Genomic DNA, 7,233 nt, shown 5'->3' with positions numbered 1-7,233 from the left:
TGGTCGCGGTCGCCGCGCGGGGGGCCACGTTGACGTTGATCCGGGACGGCGAGCCGATCGAGGCGCTCGACGCGATGAGCTCGTGGTGGACCGCGATTCACGGGCACGGCCACCCGGTGCTGGACGCGGCGCTGACCACGCAGCTGGGAGTGATGAACCACGTCATGTTCGGCGGGCTCACGCACGAACCGGCCGCCCGGCTGGCGCAGCTGCTGGTGGACATCACCCCGGCCGGGCTGGACACCGTGTTCTTCAGCGATTCCGGATCGGTGTCCGTCGAGGTCGCGGTCAAGATGGCGCTTCAGTACTGGCGCAGCCGCGGCCGGCCCGGCAAGCACCGGCTGATGACCTGGCGGGGCGGCTACCACGGCGACACGTTCACGCCGATGAGCGTCTGCGATCCCGACGGCGGCATGCACACGCTGTGGACCGACATCCTGGCCCGCCAGGTGTTCGCCCCGCAGGTCCCGCGCGACTACGACCCCGGCTACACCGCGGCGTTCGAGCAGCAGCTCGCCGAGCACGCCGGCGAACTGGCGGCCGTCATCGTCGAACCGGTGGTGCAGGGCGCCGGCGGGATGCGCTTCCACGACCCCCGCTACCTGCGCGACCTGCGCGAGCTGTGCCGGCGGCACGACGTGCTGCTGATCTTCGACGAGATCGCCACCGGCTTCGGCCGCACCGGCGAGCTGTTCGCGGCCGACCACGCCGGGGTGAGCCCGGACATCATGTGCGTGGGCAAGGCTCTGACCGGCGGCTACGTCACCCTGGCCGCCACGCTGTGCAGCACCGACATCGCGTCGAGCGCCTCGATCGGCTCGCCGTCCCGGATCAACGTCAACGTGGCCCCCCGCGCGGCGACCGCGACCACCGGCGCGACGGCTTCGCCGCCGATGGTGCTGTACGGGTGCCACAGGTGCGCAGCGTCGATCGCGCTGATCTGCCCGGGGGTCAACCCGGCCCTCGCCGCAGGCATAGTGATCGAGGGTAAAGCAGCCGAGTCGCACAAAATCCGCCCATCGGGGAGCATGGGATCCGATGGCTACGCCGCAAACCCCCGGTGAACCCGCCGCGGGCGCCCCTCCGACCGCGACCACCAATTCCCTGCTGGCCAATTACGACGACGAGGCGCCGCGGGTCATCCGGGTGCGGCTGGCCCCCTGGGACGTCGCCTGCACCGTCGCGCTGCTGGCGCTGCTCATCGTCCTGGCCACCGCGACGGCGTGGCCGGACCGCCTCTTCGGCTTCCTCGAGCACGTCTGCGCCGACGAGACGTGCGGGCCGGTGCCCTTCGGGGTCGACTACTACATCCGCCCGATCGTGTGGGGCGGCATCGGGGCTGCAATCGCCGCCGCGGTCCTCGGGCCGGTCGTTTCGCTCCTGAAGGGCTGGTACATGTCCTTCTGGCCGGTCCTGGCCCTCGCGCTGATCATGCTCAGCTCCCTCGTCGGCTCGCTGCTGACGGTGTTCAGCGAACGCTATTGGGCGTAGGCGCCGCCACGCCCCGGTCCGGCCGGCGCACGCGCGACTGAGACCCAAATCACAACTGCGCACCCGGATTTGGGCCGCCCAGTCACCGTCCGGTCACGTTCCGACAAAAAATCCCGCCGGGGCCTGGCGGCTAACAACTTCTGTTGTCAGAGTGGCTGCAGTGACTGATGTGAAAACAGGACCGCTGTTCACATCCGCAAGTGTCATGCAGCGGCGTCGGTCCCAACGGGGAGGCTGTCGCCCAGTCATGGAACGGCGGCGGACGCGCGAAGTCACCGCGCTGAGGCCAGTGAGCCCCTGAGAGGCCAAGACAATGAAACGCATCTACGCCTTCGCGATCGGTTTGGCGCTGTTCGCCGCACCGATGGCCGCTCCCGTGGTCGCTTCCGCCGACCCGGGCATCCGGCCGATGGACTACCAGCAGGCCGCCGACGTGGTGATCGCGCGCGGGCTGTCGCAGCGGGGCGTGCCGTTCTCCTGGGCCGGCGGCGGGATCAACGGCCCGACCCGCGGCACCGGGACGGGCATCAACACCGTCGGATTCGACGCGTCAGGCCTGATGCAGTACGCGTACGCCGGCGCGGGCATCAAGCTGCCGCGTTCGTCGGGGGCGATCTACCGGGTCGGCCAGAAGGTGCTGCCCCAGCAAGCGCAAAAGGGCGACATGATCTTCTACGGCCCCGAGGGCACCCAAAGCGTCGCGATGTACCTGGGCAACAACCAGATGCTCGAGGTGGGCGACGTCGTCCAGGTGTCGCCGGTGCGCGCCAACGGCATGGCTCCCTACCTGGTCCGGGTCCTCGGGGTCCAGCCGGCGCCGGTCCAGCAGCTGCCGCAGCAGGCTCCGGTGCAGCAAGCACCGGTGCAGCAACTGCCCGCGCAGCAGGCGCCGACGCAGCAAGCGCCGGTGCAGCAACTCCCGACGCAGCAGGCCCCGGTGCAGCAACTCCCGACGCAGCAGGCCCCGGTCCAGCAACTCCCGACGCAGCAGGCCCCGGTCCAGCAACTCCCGACGCAGCAGGCCCCGGTGCAGCAGGCGCCGCTGCAGCAGCAGTCCGGCCAGCTCCCGTTGCCGCAGGCGCCGGTGCAGCAGCTCCCGGCCCCGCCGGCGCCGCTGCAACAGGCCCCGCTGCAACGGGTCCCGGTGCCGCAGGCGCCGGTCCAGCAGCTGCCGACGCAGCAACTTCCGGCACCGCAGGCCCCGGTGCAGCTGCTGCCGCCGCAGCAATCGCCGTTCCTCCCGACGGCGCCCGGCACCGCCCGGTAGATTCCCCGGCTTTTCGGGGGCCCCCGACCGCCGCCACCTGCTCCTAAACCGGAGCGGGTGGCGGTTTTCGGTAAATTAGCGATCGATCATGCCGATCCTGTCCCCGTCTCACCGACCGGTCGCGACCGCGGAACCGGTCGGTACGGCGGCGCGCAATTCGGGGTTCTACCGCTACGACCTGGACGGCCTGCGCGGCATCGCGATCGCGCTGGTGGCCGTCTTCCACATCTGGTTCGGCCGGGTCTCGGGCGGCGTCGACGTGTTCTTGGCGCTGTCCGGATTCTTCTTCGGCGGCAAGATCATTCGCGCGGCGCTGAACCCTGCCGTCACCCTGTCGCCGGTGGCGGAGGTGGTCCGGCTCGTGCGCCGCCTGGTGCCCGCCCTGGTCGTGGTGCTGGCCGGGTGCGCGGTGCTGACCATCCTGGTCCAACCGGAGACCCGCTGGGAGACCTTCGCCGACCAGAGCCTCGCCAGCCTCGGCTACTACCAGAACTGGGAGCTGGCCAACACGGCGTCCGATTACCTGCGCGCCGGCGAGGCCGTCAGTCCGCTCCAGCACATCTGGTCCATGTCGGTGCAGGGCCAGTTCTACGTCGGCTTCCTGCTGTTGATCGCCGCGTGCGCCTACCTGTTCAGGCGTCCGCTGGGCCGCCGGCTGCGCACCCTCTTCCTGGTGCTGCTGACGGCGCTGACGGTGGCGTCGTTCGTCTACGCGATCGTGGCTCATCAGGGTGACCAGGCAGCCGCCTACTACAACAGCTTCGCGCGCGGCTGGGAGTTGCTGCTCGGCGCGCTGGTCGGTGCGCTGGTGCCTGCCATCCGCTGGCCGATGTGGTTGCGAACGGTCGTGGCCACCCTGGCGCTGGCGGCGATCGTCTCGTGCGGGGCGCTGATCGACGGCGTGAAGGAATTCCCCGGCCCCTGGGCCCTGGTGCCCGTCGGGGCCACCATGCTGATGATTCTGGCGGGGGCCAACCTGCAGGGCGGCCCCGCCACCGGGAACCGGCTGCCGCTGCCCAATCGCCTGCTGGCGGCCGGGCCGCTGGTCGCGCTGGGCGCGATGGCGTACTCCCTTTACCTGTGGCACTGGCCACTGCTGATCTTCTGGCTGTCTTTCAGCGGGCACCGGCACGCCGGCTTCGTCGAGGGTGCGGCGGTGCTGCTCGTCTCGGGCCTGCTGGCCTACCTGACCACCCGGCTCGTCGAGGACCCGCTGCGCTACCGGACCGCAGGGAGGTCACCGGCGACCGCGCCCGCCTGGCTGGCGCGCCTGCCCAGGCCCACGATGGCGCTGGGGACGGCGATCGTGCTGCTGGGGGTCACGCTGACCGCGACGTCGTTCACGTGGCGCCAGCACGTCACGGTCCTGCGGGCCGCGGGCAAGGAGCTCAGCGTGCTCAACCCGCAGGACTATCCGGGGGCGCGCGCCCTGACCGAACACGTGCGGGTGCCCGCGTTGCCGATGCGGCCCAGCGTCCTGGAGGTCAAGGAGGATCTGCCGGTCTCCACCCGCGACGGCTGCATCAGTGACTTCGTCAACCCGGCGGTGGTGGCGTGCACCTACGGCGACGTGGCCGCCGACCGCACGATTGCGCTGGCGGGCGGGTCCCACGCCGAACACTGGCTGCCCGCTCTCGACCTGCTCGGCAAGATGCATCACTTCAAAGTGGTGACGTACCTCAAGATGGGCTGCCCGTTGTCCACCGAGGAAGTCCCGTTGATCATGGGCAACAACGCCGCCTACCCGCAGTGCCGGCAGTGGGTCGAACAGACGATGGACAGGGTGATCGCCGACCGTCCCGACTACGTGTTCACCACCACCACCCGGCCGTGGAACATCAAGCCCGGCGACGTGATGCCGGCGACCTACATCGGAATCTGGCAGCGGTTCTCGGACAACAACATTCCGATCCTCGGCATGCGAGACACCCCGTGGCTGGTCAAAAACGGCCAGCCGTTCGACCCGGCGGATTGCCTGGCCAAGAAGGGCGGCAGCCCCCAGTCGTGCGCGATCAAGCGTTCCGACGCGCTCTCCGACCGCAATCAGACCCTCGACTTCGTCACACAATTCCCGCTGCTGAAGGTGCTCGACATGTCCGATGCGATCTGCCGCGCCGACGTGTGCCGGCCGGTCGAGGGAAACGTGCTGATCTACCACGGCGCCCACCACCTGACCCCCACTTACGTACGGACCATGGTGGGCGAATTGGGCCGCCAGATCGCGGCCAATACCGGTTGGTGGTGACGCGCCCCGCCGCCCCGACCGCGGATAAGGTCAGATGGTGCCGACCGACAATCACGCTTCAGCAGCAGGCGTAGCTGGTAACCAACAGCCGAAACTGGCCACCGTCTGGCCGGGGAACCCGTATCCCCTCGGTGCCTCCTATGACGGCGCGGGGACCAACTTCTCGTTGTTCTCCGAGATTGCCGAGAAGGTCGAGTTGTGTCTGATCGACGACGCTGGGGGCCAGTCACGGATTCCCCTGGACGAGGTCGACGGCTACGTGTGGCACGCCTACCTGCCCAACATCTCGCCGGGCCAGCGCTACGGCTTCCGGGTGTACGGGCCCTTCGACCCGGCGGCCGGCCACCGGTGTGACCCGAGCAAGCTGCTGCTCGACCCGTATGGCAAGGCCTTCCACGGGGATTTCACCTTCGGGCAGGCGCTGTTCTCCTACGACATGAAGGCCGTCCACCCCGACGGTGACGACGCCGACCCCGGGACGCCGCCAATGGTCGACTCCCTGGGCCACACCATGACCAGCGTGGTGAGCAACCCCTTCTTCGACTGGGGCTCGGACCGTTCGCCACTGACCCCGTACCACGAAACGGTGATCTACGAGGCCCACGTCAAGGGCATGACCCAGACCCACCCCGGCATCCCCGCCGAACTGCGCGGCACCTACGCCGGCCTGGCCCACCCGGTGATCATCGACTACCTCAAGTCGCTCAACGTCACCGCGCTGGAGCTGATGCCGGTGCACCAGTTCATGCACGACTCCCGCCTGCTGGACCTGGGTCTGCGAAACTACTGGGGCTACAACACTTTCGGGTTCTTCGCGCCGCACAACCAGTACGCGGCCAATCGCACCTCCAGCGTCGCCGAGTTCAAATCGATGGTGCGCAGCCTGCACGAGGCGAACATCGAGGTGATCCTCGACGTGGTGTACAACCACACCGCCGAGGGCAATCACCTCGGGCCGACGATCAACTTCCGCGGCATCGACAACGCCGCGTACTACCGGCTCGTCGACTCCGACCTGCGGCTGTACAAGGACTACACCGGCACGGGCAACAGCCTGAACCCGCGTCACCCGCACGTGCTGCAGCTCATCATGGACTCGCTGCGCTACTGGGTGACCGAGATGCACGTCGACGGCTTCCGTTTCGACCTCGCCGCCACGCTGGCCCGGGAGCTGCACGACGTCGACCGGCTGAGCGCGTTCTTCGACCTGGTTCAGCAGGATCCGATCGTCAGCCAGGTCAAACTGATCGCCGAACCGTGGGACGTCGGCGAGGGCGGTTACCAAGTCGGCAATTTCCCGGGTTTGTGGACCGAGTGGAACGGGAAGTATCGCGATACTGTGCGTGACTACTGGCGGGGCGAGCCCGCGACCCTAGGCGAGTTCGCGTCCCGGCTGACCGGGTCGTCGGACCTCTACGAGGCGACCGGACGGCGCCCCAGCGCCAGCATCAACTTCGTCACCGCCCACGACGGCTTCACGCTCAACGACCTGGTGTCCTACAACGAGAAACACAATCTGGCCAACGGCGAAGACAACCGCGACGGCGAAAGCCACAACCGCTCGTGGAACTGCGGTGTCGAGGGGCCCACCGACGACCCGGACATCTTGACTCTGCGCCGTCGCCAGATGCGCAACTTCTGGGCGACGCTGATGCTCAGCCAGGGCACGCCGATGATCGCGCACGGCGACGAGCTGGGCCGCACCCAGAACGGCAACAACAACGTCTACTGCCAGGACTCCGAATTGTCTTGGATGGATTGGTCATTGGTCGACAAGAATTCGGACCTGCTGGCCTTCGCGCGCAAGGTCACCACGTTGCGCAAGACCCACCCGGTATTCCGGCGCCGCCGGTTCTTCGAGGGTGAACCGATCCGCACCGGCGACGAGGTCCGCGACATCGCCTGGCTGAATCCCAGCAGCCGGGAGATGACGCACGAGGACTGGGGCGAGAGCATTCACAAATGTGTGGCGGTGTTCCTCAACGGCGAGGCCATCACCGCGCCCAACGCGCGCGGTGAACGGGTCGTCGACGACTCGTTCCTGTTGTGCTTCAACGCCGGCGAAGAACCCGTGGAGTTCGTGATGCCGAACGACGACTATGCGCAGGAGTGGACCGTGGAACTGGACACCAACCACCCGACGGGTGAGGCCGACCAGGTGGTGAATGCCGAAGAGAAGGTCTCGTTGCCCGGGCGATCGCTTCTGGTCTTACGTAAGACCATGTGACGC

General features: G+C 68.3%; 3 protein-coding genes and 3 pseudogenes. 5 read left to right on the top strand and 1 reads right to left on the bottom strand.

The window, feature by feature from the left end; all coding sequences use genetic code 11:
• Nucleotides 1-795 (top strand): annotated as a pseudogene (locus A9X03_RS12045) (aminotransferase class III-fold pyridoxal phosphate-dependent enzyme); the annotation flags it as partial.
• Here A9X03_RS12045 and A9X03_RS28415 read toward each other — a convergent pair.
• Nucleotides 791-976, bottom strand: a pseudogene (locus A9X03_RS28415) (adenosylmethionine--8-amino-7-oxononanoate aminotransferase BioA); the annotation flags it as partial. The pseudogenes A9X03_RS12045 and A9X03_RS28415 sit on opposite strands and share 5 nt — an antisense overlap.
• Nucleotides 977-1,038: 62 nt before the next feature.
• Here A9X03_RS28415 and A9X03_RS12040 point away from each other — a divergent pair.
• The 4 genes and pseudogenes from A9X03_RS12040 to glgX all read left to right on the top strand — a co-directional run bounded on the left by A9X03_RS12040 (nt 1,039) and on the right by glgX (nt 7,230).
• A complete protein-coding gene (locus A9X03_RS12040; RefSeq protein WP_067758281.1) occupies nt 1,039-1,491 on the top strand; it encodes a hypothetical protein in 453 nt (150 codons plus the stop codon).
• A gap of 313 nt (nt 1,492-1,804) precedes the next feature.
• Nucleotides 1,805-2,494, top strand: a pseudogene (gene ripD / locus A9X03_RS12035) (NlpC/P60 family peptidoglycan-binding protein RipD); the annotation flags it as partial.
• Between the two features lie 352 nt (nt 2,495-2,846).
• Nucleotides 2,847-5,003, top strand: a complete 2,157-nt coding sequence (locus A9X03_RS12030; protein WP_067758268.1) for an acyltransferase family protein — start codon at nt 2,847-2,849, stop codon at nt 5,001-5,003.
• Nucleotides 5,004-5,037: 34 nt separating this feature from the next.
• Complete coding sequence (gene glgX, locus A9X03_RS12025; protein ID WP_067784183.1) at nt 5,038-7,230, top strand: glycogen debranching protein GlgX; 2,193 nt, start codon at nt 5,038-5,040, stop codon at nt 7,228-7,230.
• Nucleotides 7,231-7,233 lie beyond the last annotated feature (3 nt).

Origin of the sequence: Mycobacterium sp. E1715 (assembly GCF_001667625.1) — a bacterium.
Classification (GTDB): Bacteria; Actinomycetota; Actinomycetes; order Mycobacteriales; family Mycobacteriaceae; genus Mycobacterium.
The sequence above is the reverse complement of the archived record's forward strand: the minus strand, read 5'-3'. Positions and strand labels throughout refer to the sequence as shown.